Annotated in this window: 13 protein-coding genes; 2 read left to right on the top strand and 11 right to left on the bottom strand. The window is 34.2% G+C overall.

All coding sequences use genetic code 11. From position 1 onward, the window contains the following. The first annotated feature begins 3 nt into the window (after positions 1–3). Complete coding sequence (hpnA, locus tag UABHE_RS01370) at positions 4–999, top strand: hopanoid-associated sugar epimerase (protein WP_372368365.1); 996 nt, start codon at positions 4–6, stop codon at positions 997–999. On the opposite strand, the gene UABHE_RS01365 is transcribed toward hpnA, so the two are convergent. Beyond that, on the bottom strand, positions 989–2,071 hold the full coding sequence (locus tag UABHE_RS01365) for a hypothetical protein (RefSeq protein WP_372368364.1): 1,083 nt from the start codon (positions 2,069–2,071) through the stop codon (positions 989–991). The two genes, hpnA and UABHE_RS01365, sit on opposite strands and share 11 nt — an antisense overlap. Before the next feature lie 66 nt (positions 2,072–2,137). Next, positions 2,138–3,358, bottom strand: coding sequence for a hypothetical protein (locus tag UABHE_RS01360; RefSeq protein ID WP_372368363.1), 1,221 nt, complete (start codon positions 3,356–3,358; stop codon positions 2,138–2,140). A 260-nt stretch (positions 3,359–3,618) separates the two neighbouring features. Here UABHE_RS01360 and UABHE_RS01355 point away from each other — a divergent pair, with 260 nt between their 5' ends. Further along, positions 3,619–5,286: a cyclase family protein gene (locus tag UABHE_RS01355; protein WP_372368361.1), complete on the top strand. Its 1,668-nt coding sequence runs from the start codon at positions 3,619–3,621 to the stop codon at positions 5,284–5,286. A 340-nt stretch (positions 5,287–5,626) separates the two neighbouring features. Here UABHE_RS01355 and UABHE_RS01350 read toward each other — a convergent pair whose 3' ends face one another. The 9 genes from UABHE_RS01350 to UABHE_RS01310 all read right to left on the bottom strand — a co-directional run bounded on the left by UABHE_RS01350 (position 5,627) and on the right by UABHE_RS01310 (position 23,596). Next, positions 5,627–6,703 carry a serine/threonine protein kinase gene (locus tag UABHE_RS01350; protein ID WP_372368360.1) on the bottom strand — a complete coding sequence of 359 codons (1,077 nt, stop codon included), beginning with the start codon at positions 6,701–6,703 and terminating at the stop codon, positions 5,627–5,629. 88 nt (positions 6,704–6,791) lie between these two features. Continuing rightward, positions 6,792–10,328 carry a protein kinase gene (locus tag UABHE_RS01345; protein WP_372368359.1) on the bottom strand — a complete coding sequence of 1,179 codons (3,537 nt, stop codon included), beginning with the start codon at positions 10,326–10,328 and terminating at the stop codon, positions 6,792–6,794. A gap of 153 nt (positions 10,329–10,481) precedes the next feature. After that, positions 10,482–13,940 (bottom strand): protein kinase, encoded by a 3,459-nt coding sequence (locus tag UABHE_RS01340; RefSeq protein WP_372368358.1) that lies wholly within the window; start codon positions 13,938–13,940, stop codon positions 10,482–10,484. Positions 13,941–14,040: 100 nt separating this feature from the next. After that, positions 14,041–15,237 (bottom strand): PQQ-binding-like beta-propeller repeat protein, encoded by a 1,197-nt coding sequence (locus UABHE_RS01335; protein WP_372368357.1) that lies wholly within the window; start codon positions 15,235–15,237, stop codon positions 14,041–14,043. A 23-nt stretch (positions 15,238–15,260) separates the two neighbouring features. Then, a complete protein-coding gene (locus UABHE_RS01330) occupies positions 15,261–15,818 on the bottom strand; it encodes a nucleotidyltransferase family protein (protein ID WP_372368356.1) in 558 nt (185 codons plus the stop codon). Next, positions 15,818–19,150, bottom strand: a complete 3,333-nt coding sequence (locus tag UABHE_RS01325) for a protein kinase (RefSeq protein ID WP_372368355.1) — start codon at positions 19,148–19,150, stop codon at positions 15,818–15,820. The genes UABHE_RS01330 and UABHE_RS01325 overlap by 1 nt, the downstream gene beginning before the upstream one ends. Positions 19,151–19,401: 251 nt before the next feature. Beyond that, positions 19,402–20,325: an exo-alpha-sialidase gene (locus UABHE_RS01320; protein ID WP_372368354.1), complete on the bottom strand. Its 924-nt coding sequence runs from the start codon at positions 20,323–20,325 to the stop codon at positions 19,402–19,404. Between the two features lie 35 nt (positions 20,326–20,360). Continuing rightward, positions 20,361–21,209 carry a hypothetical protein gene (locus UABHE_RS01315; RefSeq protein ID WP_372368353.1) on the bottom strand — a complete coding sequence of 283 codons (849 nt, stop codon included), beginning with the start codon at positions 21,207–21,209 and terminating at the stop codon, positions 20,361–20,363. Positions 21,210–21,295: 86 nt separating this feature from the next. Beyond that, entirely contained in the window at positions 21,296–23,596 is a 2,301-nt protein-coding gene (locus UABHE_RS01310; RefSeq protein WP_372368352.1) for a protein kinase, read from the bottom strand. Between the last annotated feature and the right edge of the window lie 360 nt (positions 23,597–23,956).

Genomic DNA, 23,956 nt, shown 5'->3' with positions numbered 1-23,956 from the left:
TTTATGAAAGCATTAGTAACAGGAGCATCTGGGTTTGTAGGGTATAGTGTTGCAAAAGCTCTTATTCGCGAAAAAATCCCCGTAAAATTATTACTTAGATCTGATCCTCAACAACACGTTAAAGATCTTGGTGTAGAGATTTGCCGGGGAGATCTATTAGATGAAAAGTCTTTAAAAAATGCCCTAAAAGACTGTAAATATTTATTTCATGTCGCAGCGCACTACACTTTATGGGAAAAAGACCCAAGTATTTTCTATAAAATCAATGTCGACGGAAGCAAAAAGTTAATTGAGCTTGCCGTAGAAAATAATGTTGAGAAAATAGTCTACACAAGCTCTGTAGCTACTCTTAAACTAGCCAAAGATCGAACTGCTGTTAATGAACAAAGCATTGCAACTGTAGCTGATATGGTAGGAGAGTACAAAAAATCTAAATTTCTCGCAGAGATAGAAGTAAAAAAGCTCGCTAAAGAAGGTGCCCCAGTTACAATTGTCAGCCCAAGTACACCAATAGGTGCATACGACGTCAAACCTACCCCTACAGGAAAAATTATCGTTGATTTTTTGCAAAGAAAAATGCCTGCGTATTTAGATACAGGATTGAATTTTGTAAATGTTAAAGATGTAGCACAAGGACATATATTAGCACTCAAGAAAGGAAAAGTAGGAGAGTCTTATATTTTAGGAGGGAAAGATTTAACACTTATCGAGATGTTACAGACACTTGAAAAAATAACTTCTCTGCCTGCTCCAAAAGTCAAAATGCCTTATTTTATCGCTTATACTTCTGCAGCAATTAGCCAAGGACTTTTTTCATTTCTCGGAAAAACTCCGCCAATCCCTCTCGATGGGGTGAAGATGGCAAAAAAGTATATGTTTTTTGACAGCACTAAAGCACAACAAGAACTTGGTTATGCCATCACCTCAGTCGAAAGAGCTTTAGAAGAAGCAGTAATGTGGTTTTATGCAAATGGCTATGCTAAAAAACCTACTCTTTAGAACTCATTTTCTCAACAGCAATACCTTTATTATTATAGTAAAGGTAATAATCACCACTATTTGAAAGTTTAAAAGGACCAACGCTTACATCATCTAATAAGACATGTAACTTGTAATCATCTTGTTCGCGAGCGACATATACAGTCATACGCTGTTCTTTTATATCAACAGTGCAAGCTAAAATAACTTTGCCGTCTTTTGATATAAAAGGATAAGTATAAGGTACTTGCGGCTTGCCAAATTCCCAAACTTTCTTAGTTTTTAAATCTTTGACATAACTTCTTCTCGTTTTTTTATCGCGAAGCACTGTATAAAAAAGACGGTGATGTGCACCTGCAAACGCCCCAATTAACAATCCCTTGTCGACAATTTCAGTTTTCCCTTTATTATAATAATGAAGATAAGTTTGTCTTTCTTTATAATTTGGAACAGAAATATAAGCAATATCTCCTGTATGGAGATTCATAACTTTTGGCACCCCACCAAGCTTGTTGTAAAGCTTTTTTAAATCAATTTTCTTGACAAAATCAACAGTTTTTTTCTTGCGCTTTTCAATAAATTCAACAATATAATCACCTTGAGAAAATTGGTTTTCATCGTAGAAATAGCCGTCCAGAAAAACTTTACCACGATGACCCACCGTAAAAACATTTGCTTTATAACCAGAAACACCTTTTTTATACTCATAAATAGTTTTAAACTTCAAAGATTTCGTGCTAACGCGAAGAATTTTAGTACCGTAATTACCAACAACAATAGCACTTCGCCCCTTATTTGTTAACGCAATACCACCAAAAAAGAAGATAGGTAACTTGACTGTATGTACTCCTATCTTTCCATCCTTTTCTAGAGTAAATTTATGAAGAGCATAGACATTGCCTTTAGCTTTATCTTCCTTACTAAGAATGCTGTAAGCTAAAACAAATTGATGTTGTTCAGATAAAATAGAATTTATCAATGTTTTATAGTTTATTCCTTGTTTTTCTAGCTCTTTACGAGAGATATCCCATTTATCTGCAAAAAGCACTTGAATGCAAAAAACAAAAACAATAATCATTTTTTTATATAGCATATTTTACTTCCTAAAAAGGCAAAAAAAAAACCGCAGTTTAAACTACGGTTTTTTTTGTAATAAAAATTACTTAATCTTTTTTACAGTGAATGTTGCTGGATGCCAATCCCACAACATTTTAGTTTCACCATTTTGCTCGAAAGAAGAAGTGTACAAACGATGCTTTGTACCAATAGAAGTAATATTCAGTTCTTGTAGTGACTGAACTTCGCCGCTATCTACTTTAGCATTGCTGTTTTTATCTTGCCATACACTTAGAGTCTCTAATTCTTCGCCTTTAAGAACACCATCGCTATTTTTGTCAAGTAGGGAAAGTTTTTCAAAGCCGTTGTCAAAACCACCAGCATCACCAAAAAGGTTATTACCGTTAATTTCTCCACCAGTATATTGAACTAAAAGACCATCATTTGGACCAACCCATTCAATCACTTCAGGAAAACCATCGCCATTGATATCAAAAGCTCTTTTTAAACCTTTTTCAAAAGAAAAGTGTGGCAACCACTTTCCTGCAGATGCTTGTAAACGCTTATCTCCATCCATGTCTAAAACAATAGGAGTTGTTACCCCAAAAGCATTTAATTCAAAAACACCATCAGGAGTTGTAACTGTAGCAAGCGCTATTTCATTGGTGTAATCTCCAGCGTCACTAGAATAGCCATAATTATAATAACTAGAACTATTAGGAGCTGCTGCTGTATTTCTTCCAGCATATACAGAAACAGTATTTGCACCTGCATCTGAACCATCATAAACAGAAGCAGGATCTGTTTCTGTTGTTTCTTGCCCTAAAGAATTAAAAAAAGTACTTTCACCTTGCATAATAACAGAGTTAAATACTTCACTGCTTGCATTAAAGTTTGAGACAAAATTTGAAATCGCAGAAGTAAATGTTTCAAAATCACCTTCTACAAAACCAAACTCATTGTGGCCTGTATTACCAAAATTAAAACGACCGTTTCCTAATTCTTCACCTTTAATGTTGTCAGCATCTCCAAAATGGCGATGTGCACCTAAGTCAGCTAGATACTGAAGAACATGTCCTAATCCTAGTTGACCATGGTTTTGTTCTAAAAATGGTCCGAAACCACTACCAGTACGGAAAATCCGTAGTAAATCATCATGAAATTCGATACCAAAAACGGCAGGAAGTTCACTATTTTTTACAGGACTATCCATAAAACTTTCTGGTTTGTCTGCGGCAGCATTTGTAGTTGTACTCTCATCATCTGCATATAAACTACCAAGAGCTAATGCAGGAATGAGAAGAAAAAGAATCAAATATTTCATACCATACCCCTTTCATATTATATACGAATATTTATACAATATTTATTGTAAATTTTGTGTTAAAAAATAGCAAGGTCATATTTTTTTATTTTATGGATTTTACGATTATTTAGGTTCTTTATCTTTATTAACCTGGGGCATTTTGTTATTCAGTGTTTGACAAAAAGCAACAAAACAATTATTTTGTACGCTTTACATTAGGGTGCAAGCAGTACGCCACATACCCTTTACATTAGTAGACACTTAGTAAGGAAAAAAATATGGATCAACAAAAATCCATGCGTTTACTTAGCGATGCCAAATGGTACGACTTAACACAATCATTAAGTATTTTTACACCACCTTGGCCAGGAGAGATGCCCCTTCAAGTACATTTTTTTAAGAGGTTAACAGGAGCTTTTGGTGGTGGACAAGGGGCCAATGGTCAATTAATTGAATGGTCAAATAACACAGGTACTCACCTTGTCGGTCCACGGGCTTTTCACTCAGGATCAAGAGCAATTGCCGACATTCCTCTCACCGATTTATGTGGAGAAGGAATTGTTGTCGATATATCGGATGCTGTGTCGGATTACAGTCTATACACACCAGAGATGATCACCGAAAGAGCAAAAGTAAAATCAGGTGATATTTTAATTATCAACACTGGCTACCATAAATATGGATACGATCAACCTGATATATACAACGATAATGCTCAAGGTGGAGTCGAAAACAAAGAATTTGGCTACTTTTTAAGACATCCTGGCCCTTCGCCAGAGTTTTTTCAGTGGGCAATTGATATGAAACTGAAGATGATTGCTGTTGATTGCGGTTCTGCTGAACATCCTATGAATACCAATCTGCGTTACGCTCATCCTCGGGAATTTGAAAAAGCTGAAGCTAAATTAAAAGAAACCCACGACAAAAGTTGGGATGAGTGTTTTCCTCCAGATGCTTATTATGAACTAACTCATACTACTATTCCTAAAGCAGGTCTACTATTTGCTGAGTCTTTGGGAGGACAAGTTAAAGAACTCAGTAACAAACGCGCTTGGGTAATGATCCAACCTATTCCTTTTATGGAAGTCGAATCTGCATGGTGCCGTGCTGTTGCTCTTCAAGCACCAGAGAATATGGATGAGCAAGATTTTTTTACGGCAATGAACGAAACAACCATGCTTGATCTAACCCTACCTTTTAGTGTGCAAACACCACAGTGGGCTAACTATGAGCCTCTTAGTGTACGTTATCATAAACGAGTCGGTGGACAATACTTCGGACTTGGTCGTAATAATGCACATTGTAAGGCAAGCTTTCACCTAGCAACCCACATGGACGGTGAAAAACATTTCCATGCAGGCGGAAAAACAATTGGCGAAACTGAATTTGACAAGTGGTTTGGGCCAGGGTCTGTTGCTGATATATCTGAACATGTGAGTGATACAAGCGTTTATACACCTGAAATGATCGAAAAAGCAGTGGATGTACAAAAGGGCGATATACTTTTTATAAAAACCGGCTATCACAAGTATGGATGGAACAGTCCTGATTCAAATGAATTTCGTTATATGATTCGTCACCCAGGTCCGTCACCTGATTTTGCTCAGTGGTGCATTGAAAAAGAAATAAAATGGTTAGCGATAGACTGCGTTGCCATGGAACACCCTATGAATACAATCCAAAGATTATGGCATCCTAAAACATTCGAAGAAGCAAACGCCAAGATAAAAGAGGTTTACGGTAAGGAATGGGACGAGGTATATCCTTTAGATCAGTACTACCAAGATATGCACCTTAATTTATTCCCTAAGGGAATTATTCATGCAGAAAATATAGGTAATCAAATTGCACAAATGGAAAGTGGTCGTTATTTTATTGGATGTTTTATTCAAAAAGGTATGGAACTTGCCTCATGTTGGGCGCGCTTTGTAGCATTCAAAGACTAGCACTCTCGATTAGCTTTTATTATAACTCAAAGCATATAGGAAAGATGTTGGTTTACGACACTACTCTAACTAGTCAACTGTCCTCCCACGGGAGGACTTGCATTTCTTTAAGCCTTAAGAACTATATCAGCGTACACTTTAAAATATCCTTTGTATTCAGTTTTTAGTGTACGCAATCTTCAAGAACAATCACCTTTAGCCGACGCGGAATATCGTAAATCAACAAAGCTTTTACTTCGTCACTCATTGGAGGTAATTGACTTTAGTCTATGTAGAAGCATCGCAAACTAGTATTAATATTCATATACGCTCTAATTAATAACTTTTATCGCAGCGTATTTTATTTTTTGTGGTTTTGCAAGAAATTTTGTAACTCTAAACGCATTTCTTCTGCAGTTTTATAACGATCTTCGGGCTTGTGTCCCATTGCTTTCTCTACAATACCAATAATCTCATCAGGTAAATCTGGTTTGCGTTTTTTTAAACCAATATAGTTATTTTTTAATTTCGCGTAAAATAATTTATCAAGAGTCCGCCCACATTCCTCAAAGGGAGCCATGCCTGTAAGAATATGATAAAGAGTAGCTCCTACAGCATATATATCAGCAGGATGATCAGCAGCTTTTGATCTTTGAATTTGTTCTAAAGGCATATAAAAACACGTACCCATAATTTGCCCTGTTTTTGTTAAATCCACAGATTCAGTTATTACCTTCCCCAAACCTAAATCAATAACTTTAACTTCGCGATTTTTAGTAATAAATATATTTGCTGGTTTAATATCGCGATGGACAATGTTATGTTGATAAGCATAGTGCAAAGCGCTTAAAACATAACTCATTAAGTGAGCTGCATGGTGTGGAAGTATGGGACCTGATTTTAATCGATCCAGTAAGGTTTGTCCTTCTATGTACTCCATAACAATAAACAATCGTCCATTATGGTTACCACAATCTTTAAATCCTATTATATTAGGATGCTGTAGATCGTTTAGTACCAATGCTTCTCTCTGAAAGTATTTACGAAGTTTTTCATTGGTATTGACCAAAATTTTCACCGCAACATCTTCATTATTTTTATCATCATGAGCAAGAAATACGCGACCCATCGTCCCTTCTCCCAGCTGCTTTTTCATTGTATACTGGTCTTTAATGCGGATACGCTTACTTTGAGGAATTGCTGGTGGTACTTTGATATCGCCGAAAGATTTTCCAAGCTGTGCTCCAGCTGGTTGTTTTTTTATTGAAGTTGAGGGATTTTGATTTGTGGCAGGGCTTTGATTTACAGATCCTTGATTGTTAAAAACAACCTGTCGACAACGTAGACAAGTGATATGTATTAAGGCGTTGTTTGGCCTAATTGCCATTCTCATTGCTGCACCACAATTATTGCATTGAAAGTTGTGTATTTGTGCCATGGTTTGTTCCCAATTATTCATATGAAAATGTTGCGTGACATTGCGTAAATTCTAACGGCTAATTAGTTGAATGTACAATTAAAATTTTTTATTTTTTTATTTTTATGAAAGGGGCGTCTAAAATACGAGTAGCTTCGCGACTTGTAAACAAAATATGGTTCTTAATAGTTTTTGGTCCCTCCTCTACTATGATTACCTGATTAATAGAAGTGAAAGAGTAAAGCGAAGAAAACTTCACTTTAAGTAACGGACTTAGATTAAAACGATCATCTGTCATGTCCCAAAAATTTACATTTCCTTTAACATCAGTAGAAATCAAGCGAGTTTCTTTTTTATTCAGTTGGCAAACTGTCACCATGTCAAAATGTCCTTGAAAAAGCTTCTCTACTTTTAAAGTTTTCAACTTAAACAAAAATATATGACCTCTCTCATCGCCAATTATAATTTTTTGGCCACGATCAAACAAAACAGCAGATTTATAGTCACCAACCTGAGTTTGTTTCTTTATCACACGAGAATCAAGAGTCTTAAACTTTTGAGTAAACGGTTTCCACAAATAAATATTCACATTGTTGATAATACAAAAACATTGTAAATACTCGTTATAGATAATTTCTCTAATATTCCGTTTATCAAGAGTAAATATTTGTCTCGGAGAAGCGTTATTTTCATTCCATAAACGTTTATCCCAAATAAAAACACTGTTTAGAAATGTTGTTACCAGAAGCTGTTCTCCTTGGTATTTGACAAAAAAGCAATTTGGAATATTATTCTTTGCTCGGTTAGAAGGCCTCTTGGTTTTGTAAAATTTTTGATGAATATTACTATAAAACTTTTCTAAGAGCAAATTTTTACCATCCCAAACAAATACAGAAAGTCCATTATTAGCTAAGTGCCCCGCAATAATGAGATAGCGACCAGGAGCGATTTTAATAGCATCAACAGAGTTATGCTCTAACATAGTTATATGCTTACCCAGTAGCTTTTTGTTTTGCAAATTCCAAATAGTTACTTTGCCTGTACCAACATTTATCAATAAATTATCGATTGTCTTACTATGTAAAATAGACGTATTCTTATAGTTAAGAGAATTTTTTGTTAATAGATTCCAAACCTTTACATTTCCAGTTAAATCATGGGAAAATAAATATTTGTTATCCTTCGAAAAGTTACATGCGGTAATTTTAAAAACATGCCCGAAAAAAGACCCTATCATTCTTTTATTATCAACTGACCACAAGCGTATATTATTATTATCCCATGAAACTAGATATTTTTGGTCAGGAGACAAAGCCATTCCTTTTGTTTCGAGTCTATTGTTCGTAGATAAAGGCAAAAGACGTTTATTTTGTAAATTATAAATATACAAAGTACTATTATTTGCTATAACCCAGAACTTAGGCGTACGAATCAATTTTTCAATAGTAGAAATATATGAAAAATTGATTGCTTCGATAATAGACTTATTACTACGCAAAGTTTCCGTAAAGTTTAAAACTTTCTTCTTCACTTTACTTAAGTTAACTTTATATACGTGAGTTTTTGAACAAAACAACAAAGTGTCTTTACTTATAAAATAGCAAGAATACGACTGATTTATCCCCAATCCTGAGATATCGATAGTAAGCACGATTTTTGCTTGAATGCAATCAACAATATAAATAGTTCCTAGTCCCCAAACAAGCGCTTTCCTACTATCTTCGCGAAAACTAACATCCGCAATCTCATTTATATTTTTATTAGGCCTTTGTATAACAGTTCTCTCTTTTGTTAGATAATTTTCTAAAATAATAACCCCTTTTGAATATATACAAATATACGTTTTTTTATCAGGGCTAAGTTTTATATTTTTAAGAGCTTCCTTCTTATACATAATATTAGCTTTTTTTATATATTCAGCTTGCTTTTTACCTTTAAGTTTCCATACAAAAGAACGGTGGGAAAAAAAGGATTTCACTAAACCATTTGGCTCAAAATGACTATAAATAGCTCCTTCCTTATTGTAATTAAAAGTATGTAATGACTTATCTTTTTGATGATACAACCACCGCCACTCCCAATTTTCAAGGGATTGTATTTTGTCCAATCGATCTTCAATATCTTTACTATTACCATCGCGCTGAATACTGTTATGCAGAGAATCAATTTCTTGCTGGTAAAAACTTTTCTTTTGCTTCTTTAATTTATGTTCTTGGTTCTTTATTTCTCTCCTTTGCTGAGCAATACTACTTATAAGCTTTTTCTCTTCTTTTTTTAGCCTTTGTCCCTCGTCTTTGAGCCTTTGTCCCTCGTCTTTGAGTCTTTGTCCTTCGCTTATAAGATTTTTCTCTTTTGTTTGTAACTTAGAGATGTTTATTTCTAGATCAAGCATATTTTCTTTTAATTTCACTACTTCTAAAAGATAAATAATCACCACTAAACATGCCAAAAATGTAGAGAATATAAGGGAAGAAATTAATCTATTGCGTTTAACAAACTTTGCCATTTTTTCAACATAACTAGGAGGTTTAGCAATAACAGGTTTGTCTTCAACATAATTTTGTAAGTCCCGAGCAAACTCTCGCATGTTACGATAACGACTTTTAGGGGATTTGTTCATCGATTTTAAGCAAATCGCTTCAAGTTCCCTCGGAATATCGGGATTTAAAGTTCGGGGAGCAACAAGATCTCGATTGAGTATCTGGAAAAAGATATTAAGTATTGATTCACCTTGGTATGGAGGACGCTTTGTCAAGAGTTCGTATAAAACAGCTCCGAGAGAATAAATATCAGTTGCAGAGGAGATATTTTTTGCTCCTCCCACCTGCTCAGGAGAAGCGTAAGAAGGAGTTCCTACAAATCCAGAACTAGCACTCTTTTTTCTATCAATTTCTTTTGCAAGTCCAAAGTCAGCGATTTTAGGGCTATCAGCCTGATCAAGCATAATGTTACTTGGTTTTAAATCGCGGTGGATAATGTTTTTATTGTGCACAAAGTCTAAAGCTAGAGCGCATCTACGAATAAACCTTGCTATAGCTTTTGGTGTCCATTTCTTACTTTTAAGGCACTCTTTTAATGTTTTGCCTGGAATATACTCCATTGCAAGATAGTGTTCAGGACTATCGCCTATCTCAAAAATTTTAACAATTGAAGAGTGATTTATTTTTGCAACTGCACGTGCTTCTGAAGCAAAACGTCTTATCTGTTCATCATTTAACTCAATACTTGCTTTTATTACTTTGAGCGCAACAACACGCTGCAATTTTTTATCAAGTGCTTGGTAGACAATTCCCATCCCACCTTGACCAAGTTCTTTTTGTATAGTGTAGTGATTAAACTGCGTCCCTGGAACCAGATTAAGCTGTTGCGTTTCGATTTCCATAGTTTCTTGAAAACGTTCAGGATTATTGGACTCAATAAAAAAGGAATGCTCCATTTGGTTTGTTTGAGGCTGTACGCGCGTTTGGTGCATTTTTATATATTGTTCAATCTGCAAAACTTGTTCAACTGATAAACCTCTACTACATATCCACTGAGAAAATTTTTCATTTGTTTGCTTAAAATCAATAAAATGTTTTTGCGCCTGCTGACGAGTGATTATTTTCAAAGCAATTGCTGCGTGTAAAAAGACCTCATGCTCAGACATATCGAGCCCCTAATGAACATTATTGCACAAAACAAACTTCGAAGAAGAACACCTATTTTATTAATAGACATGTAGTTCAACAAAATTATAACAAAAATTTGACATAGTACAATAAAAGAAAAAAGCTATGTATAATTATTGAGTCACACAGTTTTAGTGTTTTAACGACCAAATGCGAATAGTTTTATCTTCGCTTACAGAGACCATTTCGCTACAATCTTTATTAAAAACAACACCCGTAACCGAAGCCGTATGTTCTTGCAAAGACAATAAATATGTATTGTGAGTAGGGTAGAGTTTTATGTTTTGTAAATCCCAAATTTTTAAAGTGCGATCACTGCCTGCTGATACCATACGTGCAAGATCTTTGGAGAATGCAAGACTATTTACTTGGCCATCATGTCCTGAAAAAATGGCCAGTTGTTTTTGTTTCTGCAACGTAGAATTACAGGAAAACATATAGATAAAAGAATGTTCTTCTTTTGGGCGTTGCGGCTTTTTTGCGGTGAAGAAGATGTATTTTTCGTTGTCAATGGTCAGAATTTTGTGGCGATGTACAACATTTTTGAATGGTAAGTATTCACCATATTTATTGGTATACACAAATTCACTTTTGTTAGTTTTATTATTTTTAATATCAATAAATTTAACAAAAAAGCCCTGGTCTAATACTAAACATCCTACAATCAATGTCTCTTTATCGTAAAAGTCAGCAAAATAAATTTGGGCTCGTAATTCTGACTTTTTGTGCAACGGTGTTTGCCATTCAAATGCGAGTTTTTTTGTTTTTCTGTTCCATAGGCATAATTTATTTATAGAGCTAGTGATAATATAACCATTGCTATAATTTGTTACAACAACATTACTACGATGAGTATATTGTCGATCTTTGTATTTTAGAATTTGGTTAATATCATTTTGCCCATGAATATTCCAGTACCTTACAACTGTTTTTCCGCGCGTAAGTATTTGTTTTTCGTTTAAAAATATTCCTTTTATTTGTCTAAAGTTAATTTTGTTAAATTCTTTCGGGAAAATTCCTATACGTTGGCGTTTTTTTAAATCCCATAAATAAACAACCGAAACATGAGTTTTGATACTTGTGCCAAGATAGCGGCCTTGAGGGCTAACAAAAATACCACCAAACGGTTGTTTTTCTTTTATTACTACAGGAGATTTTCGTTGCAAAGACCACAATTCAACTTCATGATTGTGATCTAAACCAATAAAACTACTGCTTTTTTTTGTATAATAGGCTTTTTTTAGATGCATATCTGGAATAGTTTTTTGCAGTTCACCTTGATAATTCCACATCTTAACTTTTTTATCTTCTCCACAGGAAATAACAAAATCATCATTTGTCAGCACTGAGTTTATTTTTTTGTCATGCGACAAATTTCCTTTATCTTTAAAATCAAAGACTTCTTTGTAGTTAATATTTGTTGCGCTTTCCTTTATCTTAAGCATCGTCATAGAACCATTATCTTTACTAACAACTAAATTATCTTCGTGTAAAGAAAAATCAGTTATCGCAGAACCACCTGCTGAAAACAACACTTTCTCTTGTGTCCAAGAACTCGCAATATAACGTATAGAAAATCCGACATTCTCTTTCAAAGATAAAAAAATAACATTATTCTTTTTAGTACACGCAATACGGGTAATTAATTCCATATTTCGAGGCACGCCTTCTTCGCCGCGGCTTGCTATTTTCGGTTGCACTCTTTGGTATTTCTGTGTGTCCCAATCACGAAAAACAATCGAACTTTCTCCATAAGGATTCATTATCGAATAAATAACAAAGTTTCCATCTGGCGAAAAACAACATGCTTTTATCCAAGATTTTGTTTGAAGGTGATCTCTAAAAGTATCAATTTTCCCACTGGAAAGATCAATTTTGTACACAGATCCTCTTTTTCCGCCGACAAACATTTCATTTTTATACGGGTGAAAACAACAGCTCGATAACGTGTTTTTAAATTTAAAAACATTACTTTTTTTTGTTAATAAATCAATAACCTTCAACTCATCAACGTCATGAACTGCAATATAAGTACTTGCCTGATTAATCGCAAAATTTGTATAAAAGTGATATTTCGTCACTATTTTTTTAGGTTGAAAGTACAAATTATTCAACAACCTAATTTCCATAGTTTTAGAAAAATCTTTTTGAGCAGATAATTTTAAATAAGTTTTTTGAATAAATGGATCTTCTTGTATTTGATAGTTTACCTTTTCGCGCAAAGACATAAAGTTATCAATTGCAAGAGAATTTTGCATTGTACGAAGCGAAGATTTGTATAAACGCAATTGCATTTTATATTTTTCTCGCGAAAGTTCTTTATTCATTTCTTCAACATCTTTTTTTTGAAGCTGCAATTGTTCATTTGCTGTCGATAATTGTTCATTCGCTGTCGATAATTCTTCACTTTTAGTAACAAATATAACTAAGGCTAAACTGATACTGACTATAAGAAGAAGTGTAAATAGCGATAATAACATATTGCGTGCCACCCATTTCCTTGAAACTTCAAAGTAAGATGGCGATTTTGCAACTACCGGTTTGTTTTGCATAAAATTGCTGAGATCTTTTGCTAGATCGCTAGCCGTTTTATAACGATACAGTGGCTTTTTAGCTACACACTTAAGACAAATGGCCTGCAAATCTCGTGGAATAGATGGGTTTAGAATTCTAGGGCGTACAGGATCTATTTTTAAAATTTGAAAAACTAAATGAACCATGTCTCCTTGAAATATAACTGTCTTAGTTAAACTTTCGTATAACGTTGCTCCCAAAGAATATATATCACAATAGTGATCTACTTCCATAGAGTTTATTTGCTCTGGCGAAGCATACGAAGGTGTACCAATAAATCCTGAAGGTAGTGAGTTTCCTTCGTCAACTTTTGCCAAACCAAAATCCATAAGCCGTGGTTCACTGTTTTTGTCTATCATGATATTCGCAGGTTTTATATCTCGATGAATAATTTCATTTTTGTGAATAAAATCTACAGCAACAGCTATTTTATAAAAAAGTTTAGCACAATTTTTAAAAGACACTTTGTTTTGGTATATATAATCTTCTAAAGTAGCTCCCTCTATATACTCCATGGTAAAGTAATTTACCGGAGACTGACCTACTTCGTATATTTTCACAACATAAGGATGATTCAAACGCGCAACAGTTCGCGCCTCCTTAACAAACCGTTCAACATTTGCAGCACTAGTTTTAGACAGTACTTTAATTGCAACATCACGTTCTAGTTTTAAATCACGGGCCTTATAGACTGTCCCCATTCCACCATGCCCAATTTTTTTTTCAACTATATATTGTAAAAAGCGTTGATTTTCTTTTATAACAAAATTATTGCGAGTAACTACAGGTTTACTCGGCGTGCTTACTCTCTGAGTTTTACGCAGCGAAGAGTTTATTATATTTACAATTACTTTTTTCTGTTCCAAAGTAATGAATTTTTGATGTCCAAGAAACTCTAAAAAAGAGATACCAAGGTTGTTAGCGCAAAAATGATTATAAGCTGTTCTAATTTGTTGTTCATTCATCCATTTTTGCTGAAAAATAATTCGAGAAACAAGCTGTTCTTGATGATTCATTATTCCTCCGACGAGATAGCTTAATAAACAACCTTGGTTAAACTTTTGTTAGAAATTTACAAGATCCTTACTTGCAAAACATTCTTTCGCGTGTAACATCTTAATTAGATATATCCAAACATACTAAGCGCTTATTATCGCGAACATACAACATTCCATTAGACAAAGTAGGAACAACTAAACAATTAGTTGTCTTTGCAAATGGCTTAAAACTCCCTAATTCAACATATTTTTTGGGATCTAATTTTACCAAAGCTAAATTACCTCTTTGTCCCAAAACAAAAGCATGACCGTCATTTGTTGCCACAAGAAGACCTTTTTCAAAGCCTCTTTGTGTCCACGCATTGTTTCCGTTATTAAAACTAATACAAGCAAACAAACGATTGTGGAATCCGTATATGTGATCTTTCCATAGTATAGAAGTTGTATAATGGTTTTTAAAGCGACGATTTTTCCATACTAGTTTTACAGAGTAGCGATTATTTTTCTTCCCTATTTTTAACAATGCTCCAGCGCCTGCGCCATAACTAGATGACAAAAAGACATAGTTATCTCGGCAAAGAGGCGTTGCCGCATTTTTATACACAGGCCAATCAAAACGCCACAGCTGTTTACCGCTATTTGGCTCTACAGAAAACAAACCTTTTCCAGTAAAAAATATAGCTTGCGTTTCTCCACACAGATTAGCAATTGTAGGAGAAGCATAAGAAGCAATGTCACTACCACAAGACCAAATCTTCTCTCCGGTTTTTTGGTCGACAGCAACAATAGAGTTTCCATTTGTTCCACCGACATTATACAAAAGCATATTTTTATAAATCAAAGGAGAACTGCACATTCCCCATTTCAGATTTTGTGCTTTAAATTTACGTAAAATATTGTAATTCCATATAGTTTTGCCTGTCTTAGCATCCAAACAATGAAAATCTCCATATGCTCCTACTATATATAAATGACCATCGTGAATTGTCGGTGTTGCTCTTGGTCCTGAACCAATATTAGAATAAAAATAAGGTCCAATAACCTTACTCCACACCACTTTACCATCTTTAATTGCAACACAATACTCTTCGCGATTTTTACCATAAGCGGTGTAAACTAAACCATCCACAACCGTAATACCAGAATATCCATCGCCAATTTTTACTTCCCATACTTTCTTTGGCGGCTTTTTATTCCAATTTTTACTAATATTTGTCTCTGTAGAAATCCCATTCAAATCTTGGCCTAAAAAATACGGCCAATCATCAGCAACACAAACGCTGAATACAACAAGAATTAATAATAGTTTTTTCATATATTTTTCCTAAAGATAGTTGTTTACCACGAAACAACTTTGAGTTGCGGCCATTTTTCCAGCCATCGTTTAGTTTTTGTAATATAAATATCTTGAGTAACTTGTATTTTATTTGGCCGCACAATAAGAGAAAAAAGATCTTCTAAGCCAAACGGTGCGTATACAATAAGCTCTTCGTTTACTTTACGTACCCCGATAGATGCAACAGTTGTTGGCCACGAAGATATAGCCTCTTCAACCGAAGAATAAGGATCTATTTTTTGAGCAAAAACGTCGTGATACCACAAGTGGACGCGCGCTTGATTTTTGACATCAGTGTCAATACCTGGTAAAGCTTCGCGTATTTTTAAAATATATTCAGTCTCTTTTTCAAAAGAAACATCTTTATCAAAATAGACTATATCATAATCTTTTATACCGTAGTCGTCATTGTTATCGCAAAGACTATTCCATATACTTTGAGTTATACAGCCACCGCCCAAATACCAATTTGGCAGATCCATTTTTTCTACTTCTTCTAGAATATAGTAGATTCTAGAATTATTCTGCAAGATACCTATTATTTTTTCAAGATAAGACATTACTTTGCACCTTGCCATATCAACTTTGCAAAATAAGTAGACTGCGATTTTTTCACACATAACATAAGTTGTTTTATCTTATTAGTAACCGGAATATCACATAGTTTTTGATTTTGTACTTTTATTCTTACAAAATGAATATAGTTTTCAATAACATAGTCAAAAGTACCTGCCATTTTTATCATTTTCGACTTAAATACCTTACGTTTTTTCCCTACAGGTTCAAAAGCCATTACGAGATAAGATCCTGCTATTGGCTGAAAACTAAGCGTTACCTTTTTACTATTCAAAAGACTCAACTGAATACATATTTCCTTGTTTTTTTTGTTCCCCTTTATTTTCCCATAAATCCGCCAAGCTTTTTTGTACTTTATCGACCGCGTAATTTCTCCGCTGCCTAAGGCAAAAATCCCCAAGCTCTCCTCATCTGGTGCCCACACACCACTATTTTTTTTCCATTTAGCTAGACGACTTTGATAGTGCTTGGCAAATAAAGAACGAGGTTTTCCCCAAACAGTACCTTTGGCAACAGGATGCTTTATAGATAATATGATTGGCTCAATTTTTTTTAAGCGTTTATCGCATGCTAACTCTGCATAAACTTTATCATTTACAGGATCTGAAGACTGAAGTAACATCTGTTTTATCACGAAAGTTTTACGCGTTGGAATATTTAACTTTAATATGCGATTTTGCTTCTGAGAAGACAACCCATAGTGAAAAAAAAGTTCATATTCTGGTAAATAATTATCAACCGTTATTTCAGCAAACAACCACACTTTTTGCCCGGTAAGAAAAGTAGTATTTTTTTTATTTTGCGCACTACTCAGCCAAATGCGATTAATTGAAAAAGAAAATTTTGCAAATGCTTGTTCCTGTCTTATTTTTTCTAATTTTCGAGTAATTCTCTGGGTAATTTCCTTTCGCCTTTTTAAAACAGTGGGTGTACTACGGATTACATTTGCGTAATCATAGCAAATTTTAGCATTTTCCCAACTTTTTACATTATCATCTTTGTTATATTTATCTGCGTGAGACAGCCACTGCTCGAAAACTTTTTCACGACATTCTGACGCTTGCTCTTCTGAAAGTAGAACGCAGTAATTTATCATTTTCAGTAGATGATGATTTGCTTTAGCTAAATTACCACTCGTCAGATGTTCTTTTGCTGTTTTTTCTTCTAGAATAATATCTAACTTAATTTTTTGTATTTTTTTCTGGTTAGCAATATAAAACGAAATAATAATACTTATTAAAAAAGTAAAAATAACCGCTATTGCTATTGTTTTTTTGCGATTACTTTGAGGCAAACGTTTCGGATTTTTACCAACAAGTACGCGATCGATATCACTTTCAAACTCATCTAAAGATTTACAACGTCGAAGAGGAATAGGATCTAAAAGTTTCATTACAAAATGAGAAAAAGCAGTAGATAGTTCTGGTCTCCTTGACTTAGGAGGTTCAAGTTGAAAAGTTTGATAAGGAGCCATACTAATGCGCTGTGTTCGTGCCAAAGTACTTGCAACGTGTGCTTTACCTGTAGACAATACATATAAAGTCATACCTAAAGCATATAAATCAACGCGAAATGTAATATCTTTACTGGTAAGAATTTCAGGAGCCATGTAACCAGGCGTTCCAATAAACATTCCTGTTCCTGTTAGCGGAGATAATTCTTTGCTTTTAGTATCATTTATTTTTTTCACAAGACCAAAATCGCAAATTTTTATATTTTTCCCATCGAAAATAATATTTCGTGGAGTTAAATCGCGATGTACAATTTTGTGTTCTTGCCATAAATATCTCAAACCTTCCTTTAATTGCCGAAGAATCAACAACAATGTTTTTTCTGGTAGCGCTCCTGATTGAGTAAAAGTATGGTTCAGTGAGTCTCCTATAGCATACTCCTGTACGGTATAATACAGTTCATAAATTATTCCAAAGTCTATTGCTGGAACAATATACTTATGATTCAGACGACTCGATGTTTTTGCTTCTTGTATAAAACGTAAAACATTGCGACCACTCTCTTCGATACCAGGAATAAATATTTTAATGGCTACATCTTTATCGTCACTTTTTCTTTTTGCTTTGTAAACAATAGACTTTTCACCTTCACCAATTTTTTGCAAAATGTTGTAGTCAAATAATAAACTATCACCTTCTTCGTCTTGAAAATGCTCTAGTTTTTTTATGGTGCTTCCTCGTAGATATCCTTTATCGAGAATAACATCACATAAACTTTTTCTTTCATTGGCATTTTTAACTCGTATACATTCATTTATTTGCTTCATTGACAAAAGAGATAAACTTGATATCAACCTTTGCAACACAAAATCTTGTAACTGTAATTCATCTTCAGAATAATCATTTACAAGTTTTTCTACTAAGTGGTCATGTTTGGCAACTGCGCGTAAAGTTTTTTTACGGTTTATTGTTGAAACTCTTTTACAAAAAAAGCTTATTTCTTCAGCAGAGAAAACATCTATTTCTTGTAAAATATCTAAAAAAGTTTTGTTTTCTTTGATTGTCTCTTTTATAACTTCGTGCATTGTTGTTTCAGAAACACGTCCTGAAAAAATACAATCGCGTATCAAAAATATCTGCTCTTTTGTAAAAGCGCCTGATTTTAAAAATAAACGGTTTATTTCATCGTCAAGACGTGTCCACTCAAGTAAGATACCTGTAGTATCTTGATTGATAGTCTGTTCAGATGATAACTCGCCTTCCAAAAACTGAAACTTTCCATTTTGCCAATACAAAATATTATAAAGCGCATGAACCCCACTGTAGTGCGGATCTATCTCCGCATGAACGCATTTACCTTCTTCAAAAAATACTTTACCGTGAAGAGCACCATTCTGTATTTTAATGCACCCTGTTTTCGAGTAATGGAGGAGATTTTGTAAATTTTCAATAAAAGGGATATCTGCAAGGTTACCTGCCATCGAAATTTGGCGCTTTTCGCGATGCATTTTTTTTTCTACAAATTCGGCTACATCACTTAAGTGCTCTATAAATTGTTGATTTTCTTGGTATAAAACACAAGCGTCTGCTCGCAATATTTTAGAATGGACTCGTTCATAATTACTATTTTCTTTAGCTAAAATAATAATAGGTCGTGTGCTAGTTGATTCTCTTACAATAGGACAGAAGTCCCACCCTAACTTGACTGAAGACACAATCATATCTATTTCGTGAGTAAAAAAAAATTCTGTTGCAATTTTAACATCACTTGCCTCATAGACAGTACAGCTATATTCCTCTAAAAACAACTTTACTCGTTTGCGATTTTCATTATCTTCGTCTAAAAGAAGAATGGTATTACTCATATTCATTCCTTTATTTTACAGTAAACAACCTAGATGTATCCGCATTTAAATTTACCAAAAATTGGACACATCATTTAAATAGCAAACTTCTTTTAGTGGGTAATCTAGTGAAGAGAATATCTGATGAAGTTTAAAATGAGTTGCAAGAACAAGTTACCGTGCTATCTTAACTCGCTATTTTTTTTAGATGTCTCATTATACTATTATTATTGTACTCTAATTCTGATAAGATTCAATAACAAATGATCTACTCAAAATCGACTTTGATCTAAGACTACGTGGTATATTTTGCGGCATTTCCATGAATAAACTATATGTATTTTCTCGTCACTAGCCTGGATTATAGACGGATAAGAATAGCCTTCTTTGTGCGGTTCACTTTCCAACTCTATAACATGTTCCCAAGAACAGCCTTCGTTAGAACTAATAGCAATACTAAGAGGGTAACGATTTTTCGAGGAATGATTATAAGCAACAGCAATGTCACCACTTTTCAACGTCACCATATCTATACCGCTATTTGGGTTTGGCAAAGTTGTTGGTTGTGGTAGGCTCCAATTTTTACCATCATCAGAAGAGTAACTTTGATAAATAAAATCATGGGAACTGCGAAATAATGCTAATATTTTCCCAGAATGACATCTTGTAATTGTCGGTTGAATTAAAAATAATGATTTATCATTTAGTGGCGGGCTTTTTATCCAAGACTTTCCATCACAATATTCCATATATATTTGCCAATAAGGACTTTCTCTACTAGACCCACAGACAAACTCATTACCAGCCAAGGCTAGAGGCTTGTTTTTCGTAGGTCCAACAATTCCTTGCGGCAGTTTTTGTGGATCAGACCAATTCTTACCATAATCCTCTGACTCAATTTTTACACCGCACCATCTAGACGGCATAATACCTGTTTTATAAAACAAAATAAGTCGCTTATCATGGTTAAAAAGTACTGGATTCCAACAAGCGACTCCTTGGGTTTCAAACGATGAAATAACTCTAGAAATAGAAGACCACTGTTTTCCGCGAGCTAAATAAATGGAACTTTCACGGTGGCCTTCATATTCTCCTGCAAACCAAGCACAAATCAACTCGTTTTCACACACAACGATTGTAGCTCCATGGCAAAATTTTCTGCTTTCGTAAACAACTTGTTTTTCTATAATTTCCATAATTTTTTTCTATAAAGGCTTAATGTTAGTATGGCTTAGGCCAAAATACCCTTTAAATCTAACCCATAAAAAAAACTAAGAACAAAAGTAGCTAAAACTCCACAAAACATAATTATTTTTAGAAGAGGGCGTAGTCTACTAAATTTCTCATAATAAGATTCAGGTATACTACAAAACTTACTACCTAACCAACCGTGTTTTGAGTAACCAAACAATCCATCAAGCATAAATAAATGGCATGCAGTAAGAAGACGTGCGTGAAAAAATTCGCCAGAACACCAACATAACAACAACGAAGACGACTGAACAATTGCTTGAGATAATTTAGGAAGTAAAACACTTTCCAGAAAAATTACATTTAAAAACCATAGCGTATAAACAATCTGTATTGATAAAGGTGCATCTTCCCCCCACATTAGAAACCGACCTTGGTTATCGATAGTAGAAATAGTATTTTCTTTGTGAAAAAACCAAATAAACATCAAACAAATGCCCATTAAACTTTGTAAAATACCTAGATAACTCTTTCTTTTTTTTTGAATCACTATAAAACCAATAATCTGAATAACAAAAAAAACAACAAAACCCCAAGATAAGGCAATATACAAAGAGGACATCCCTGATAAAACCAAAACTAAAGTTAAAATAACCAAAATATTATATATTGATTCGATGTAAAATAATTGCTTTACTCTTGGTAAAAAGTTCTGATCTACCTTAAATCCGATACACATAATGGGAAAAAGTAAAGATATAAATACCTCAAATAAAATATTCACTCGAACAATCGCAATAACACCGTAAAGATATACTAGGGACAAAAAAAATATAATAAAAACAGAAACAATTGTTTTTTTTGCATCGTAATTTTCACTAAAATTCAATTAATAACTCCGATTTTTCAAAGAAAAAATGATAGCTTCATAAAACATCACAATAAGAGATTTTTTGTGTCAAATCCAATAAAAATCTACTTATTTTGTGCATGCTTCTTGATTTGTTTTAAAATCTTCTGCGGAACGCGCGACCAATTCGGTGGTGGACCACCAAGGTCTATTTGATTTCTTCTTATCAGATCATGGCATTCTTGACAATATCGAAAATGTTGGCCTATTATTCGATTATCGTCAGAGCCTTCTTTATTTCTAATGCTGCGACCACTAGTGCCCATTTCGTCCTCAAACCGTTCTTTGGAAAAACGATCTTCGTTACTATTTTGGCGTCTCTTTCTTGGACGATAACTACGACTATTCATTTCTTCCTGTTCTTCCGAAAAACGATCTTCGTTGCTGCTTTTGCGCCTTTTTCTTGGCCGATGACTACGGCTATTCATTTCTTCCTCTTCTTGTTCTTCCGAAAAACGATCTTCGTTGCTGCTTTTGCGCTTTTTTCTTGGCCGATGACTACGGCTATTCATTTCTTCCTCTTCTTGTTCTTCCGAAAAACGATCTTCGTTGCTGCTTTGGCGCTTTTTTCTTGGCCGATGACTACGGCTATTCATTTCTTCCTCTTCTTGTTTTTCCGAAAAACGATTTTCATTGTTATTTTGGCGCCTTTTTCTTGGCCGATGACTACGGCTATTCATTTCTTCCTCTTCTTGTTCTTCCGAAAAACGATCTTCGTTGCTGCTTTGGCGCTTTTTTCTTGGCCGATGACTACGGCTATTCATTTCTTCCTCTTGTTCTTCTGAAAAACGATCGTCCTTACTATTTTGGCGCCTATTCATTTCTTCTTCTTGTTCCTCTGAAAAACGATCTTCGTTACTATTTTGGTGCCTCTTTCTTGGCCGATGACTACGGCTATTCATTTCTTTCCTAGGTCGTTCTTCGTTATACACGCTTTCTAAATCATTTTTGTCTTTTTGATTTTCAGTAAGCATTCCCTCCGACGAGTTATCTGAATTTTTTTGATTGTTTCGCCTTAGTATCTTATCTTCTTTTTCACTTTTATGGCTAAATTCTTTCTCTAAAGGTAGGTCATTTTTAAATTTTGTATCATTTTCTTCCTCAGGTAAATTCGCAATATTGTTTTGATTTATCTTTAATTCATCGTTATCGTTTTTCACATTTTTGTCATCGCCACCCAAACTCCAAAACACTCCTAAACATAAAATAGTGAAAGAAATAACAAATGAACGATTCTTCAAGAACCACTTTTTAATATTAACAGGATGTTTTGCGGATATTTTTTGCCCTTTTAAATAGCGCTTAATGTCATTTGCCATTGTACGAGCAGTTGTATAACGCTCTTCTTTTTCCTTTATCATCGCTTTTAAGCAAATCGTTGCAAGATTTTTGGGTACACTATCAGAAATTTCTCTTGGATGAACAGGATCACTATGCGCTATTTGCCACATGATTTTACTTAAATTACCATCAAAGGGTACTTTGCCTGTAATAACCTCGTACATAATAACACCTAAAGTATATATATCACTTTTTGCCGTAGTTTTTTCACTATTAATCTGTTCAGGAGACATGTACAAAGGTGTTCCTACCAACATACCTGTTTTTGTTAATTTCGTAGATTGATTATCTCCTTGATCTCGCGCAATACCAAAGTCCATAACCAAAGCTTTCCCCTCATTAGTAACCATTATATTATCAGGTTTTAAATCACGATGAATAATACCTTCTCTATGTGCGCTGTGCACAGCTTCTAATACCTGAATGAGAATAACTAACTTGCGCCTAAACGGATAACTTGGTCGTTTAATAATTTCCGTAAAAGTACAACCCTTAACAAGATCCATAACAAAATATGGTTGTCCTTGAAATTCACCTTGCTCGTGAATCTTAATAATATTTGGATGATTTAGTTTTTGTAATAATTTTGATTCACGATAGAAACGCTTTACTATTTCTTCAGAGCCTTCTTTATTTTTATGAATCACTTTAATAGCATATCGTCGAGCTTTTCCTATTTCAATGGCTTCAAAAACCTTTCCCATAGCACCAGAACCTAAAACACCTACGATTTTGTACTTATCGGCAAATACATTAGGTAAATTTGTTTGCTGGGATTGCTCTCTCGTAGCTGACTGCTCTTTTTCACTGGTAAATGTATCCGCAAAATTTTGTGTTGGTCTTGCCTCCAGCATAGTTCGTTGTGAACTTTTATTAGCTTCCGTAAACACTGTCTGCTTAGTAATTTCATCACGCGCATCAATTATAGTGTGATGAGTACTTGGACAATTTTGATTCGTACTACGCAAATCAAGCAAAGTCTTAGCTACATTATTTTGATTATTTTTTGGGTTATTTTTTTTCATAACGATTCCTTTTCTAACTGAACTGCGAAAATATCTACTTAGGAATATGGCAAATAATATGCCACTATAAATCTAACTTTCGCAAAACGAGAAGAAATGGTCGTTTGAAAAGGGTAAGTAAGCTTGAGTTGCATTTTTTTATATCAACATTGATACTTATTATCAACATTGACACTTATTATCTATTCATAAACTATACGGCCATGAGTCATAACAATTACCAACGGAATCCCTAATCCAGTAGAAACAAACCTACACAATTAAACTGTAATCAATGAAAACAGCAAATAATCAAAAAATCCAAATGGCACGTAATATGCTAATAGAAAAACAAATTATCTTTTATTTTGTCAAACCAAG

The organism is Candidatus Uabimicrobium helgolandensis, from assembly GCF_041508025.1.
Lineage (GTDB): Bacteria > Planctomycetota > Uabimicrobiia > Uabimicrobiales > Uabimicrobiaceae > Uabimicrobium > Uabimicrobium helgolandensis.
Note: the sequence above shows the minus strand (reverse complement) of the source record. Positions and strands in the feature narration are given on the sequence as shown.

What these genes read in the sequence shown, in the direction of transcription:
- hpnA (WP_372368365.1), top strand. Translation starts at nt 4, where the DNA reads ATGAAAGCATTAGTAACAGGAGCATCTGGGTTTGTAGGGTATAGTGTT.
- UABHE_RS01365 (WP_372368364.1), bottom strand. Translation starts at nt 2,071, where the DNA reads ATGCTATATAAAAAAATGATTATTGTTTTTGTTTTTTGCATTCAAGTG.
- UABHE_RS01360 (WP_372368363.1), bottom strand. Translation starts at nt 3,358, where the DNA reads ATGAAATATTTGATTCTTTTTCTTCTCATTCCTGCATTAGCTCTTGGT.
- UABHE_RS01355 (WP_372368361.1), top strand. Translation starts at nt 3,619, where the DNA reads ATGGATCAACAAAAATCCATGCGTTTACTTAGCGATGCCAAATGGTAC.
- UABHE_RS01350 (WP_372368360.1), bottom strand. Translation starts at nt 6,703, where the DNA reads ATGGCACAAATACACAACTTTCAATGCAATAATTGTGGTGCAGCAATG.
- UABHE_RS01345 (WP_372368359.1), bottom strand. Translation starts at nt 10,328, where the DNA reads ATGTCTGAGCATGAGGTCTTTTTACACGCAGCAATTGCTTTGAAAATA.
- UABHE_RS01340 (WP_372368358.1), bottom strand. Translation starts at nt 13,940, where the DNA reads ATGAATCATCAAGAACAGCTTGTTTCTCGAATTATTTTTCAGCAAAAA.
- UABHE_RS01335 (WP_372368357.1), bottom strand. Translation starts at nt 15,237, where the DNA reads ATGAAAAAACTATTATTAATTCTTGTTGTATTCAGCGTTTGTGTTGCT.
- UABHE_RS01330 (WP_372368356.1), bottom strand. Translation starts at nt 15,818, where the DNA reads ATGTCTTATCTTGAAAAAATAATAGGTATCTTGCAGAATAATTCTAGA.
- UABHE_RS01325 (WP_372368355.1), bottom strand. Translation starts at nt 19,150, where the DNA reads ATGAGTAATACCATTCTTCTTTTAGACGAAGATAATGAAAATCGCAAA.
- UABHE_RS01320 (WP_372368354.1), bottom strand. Translation starts at nt 20,325, where the DNA reads ATGGAAATTATAGAAAAACAAGTTGTTTACGAAAGCAGAAAATTTTGC.
- UABHE_RS01310 (WP_372368352.1), bottom strand. Translation starts at nt 23,596, where the DNA reads ATGAAAAAAAATAACCCAAAAAATAATCAAAATAATGTAGCTAAGACT.